General features: G+C 79.6%; 1 protein-coding gene. It reads right to left on the minus strand.

Annotation, left to right across the window (positions count from 1 at the left end):
• A partial coding sequence (locus tag AOK16_RS23635; protein ID WP_240483724.1) for a Cdc6/Cdc18 family protein occupies positions 1-1,801 on the minus strand: 1,801 nt, incomplete at both ends.

Genomic DNA, 1,801 nt, shown 5'->3' on the forward strand with positions numbered 1-1,801 from the left:
GGTTGGGGACGGTGGGCGCGGGCGGCGGCGTGGGGCGCGCGTAGGGCGCGCGGGGTCCGCCCGGCGGGCCGGACAGGGCGTTGCCGGCGGAGGGCCCGCGGAGGACGGCGGGTGTGCCGGGCACAGTGGGCGGGTTGGCCGCGGCGGCGAGGCCGGACACCGTGGGCGCCGTCGGGGCGTCCGTGTCCGGGCCCGGCGCGGCGCCGGAGCGGCCGCCCACGCGCCCGGCTCGTATCGAGTCCCCCGCGGCGGGTCGCCGCGGCAGGGCGGGCCGTCCGCCGGGCCCCGGCTCGCCGGTCGCGGGCCCACCGGTCGAGGGGGCGCCGGCGATGGGGATGCCCGGTACCAGCCCGGCCGCCCGGTCCGTGACGAGCGCCAGCGCGCGCCGCCCGGCGACCGCGCCATGGCGGTCGGAGAGCGCGCCGCGCAGGCTGATGGCGGCCTCCAGCTGGGCGCGCGCCCGGTCGAGGTTGCCGGTGCAGAGCGCCAGGATGCCCAACTCGTGGTGGAAGTAGGCCTCTTCGGCGCTCTCCCCGGTCAGCCGCGCGGCCTCCTGCCCGTACCGCAGTGCCCGTTCCCAGGCGCCCCAGGCCCCGGCCGCGGCCAGCGCGGGAGCGGCCGTACGGGCCAGGAGCACGGCCGCGGCCGGCTCTCCCGCCTCGCCCCGGCCGACGAGGACGGCCAGCGCGGCGAGCATCGCGTCGGCCTCGGCGGCGACGCGCTCGGCGGTGACGGAGGGGTGCCCGGCCCACCAGGCATAGTGCTGGGCGGCGGTCAGGGCGCGGTCGTCCGCGCCCTCGCCGTAGCCCGCGGACTCCAGCTGGAAGGCGGCTCCGGCGGCGAGCCGGTAGTGCGAGCCGGCCGCGGTGAGCAGTCCGCAGCCGAGCAACTCGCCCACGGCGGCGTCCGCGTGGGTGTCCCCGGCGAGGGCGGGCAGGTGCGTCTGGTGCGGGCACGCGCCGCCGAGGGCGACGGCGAACCGCAGCGTTTCGCGGGCGGCCGGGCTCAGCCGGGAGGCGAGCAGGGCGGCGGGGGCGGCGGCCTCGGCGATGGTCGGCAGCGGGTCCGCGTAGCCGGTCTCGTAGCCCGGCACGAGCTCGCCCGGCACGAGCTCGCCCTGCACGGATCGCTGCCGGAGCAGCCCCCCGGCCTGGACGAACCGCAGCGGCAGGCCCTCGGACTCGAACCACAGCATCGAGGCCCAGGCCACCTCGTCCTCGGCGAGCGGGCGCTCCACGGCCTGCTCCAGGATCTCCAGGCAGGCCTCGCGGCCGAGTCCGCCGAGGAAGACCTCCTCGATGTGCGAGTCCGCGGAGGGCGCGGCGACCTCGGGCGTGGCGGAGATCAGAAAGGCGCACTCGGGGGTGGCCGCGAGGAGCTCGTCGAGCGCGGTGCCGCCGAACTCGATGTCGTCCAGGACGACCACCGCCCCGATGTCCCGTACCACGGCGGCCAGTTCGGCCGGGCCTGGCCGGTGCAGCGGCGCGTGGTAGACGGCGGCGAACAGCTCGTGCAGCAGGTCGCCCGCGGTGCGGCGGTGGCCGGACAGCCGGACCAGGCCGTCGGGCGCCAGCTCGGCGCAGTCGGCGGCGACGGCGTCGAGGAGGGCGGTGCGGCCGGAGCCGGATGGGCCGGTGACCCGTACGGAGCGGCCGCGGGAGAGCAGCCGTACGAGCCGCTCGCGCTCCTCGCCGCGCTCCACGATGCGCTGCCGGGCGGGTGCGGCGGGGCCCACGGGCGCGGGCGGGGCGGCTGCCGCGCGCCGCTCCTCGCGCTCCAGGGGACCCGAGCGCTCGGGTCC

The sequence above is a fragment of the Streptomyces pathocidini genome, assembly GCF_001418495.1.
GTDB lineage: Bacteria > Actinomycetota > Actinomycetes > Streptomycetales > Streptomycetaceae > Streptomyces > Streptomyces pathocidini.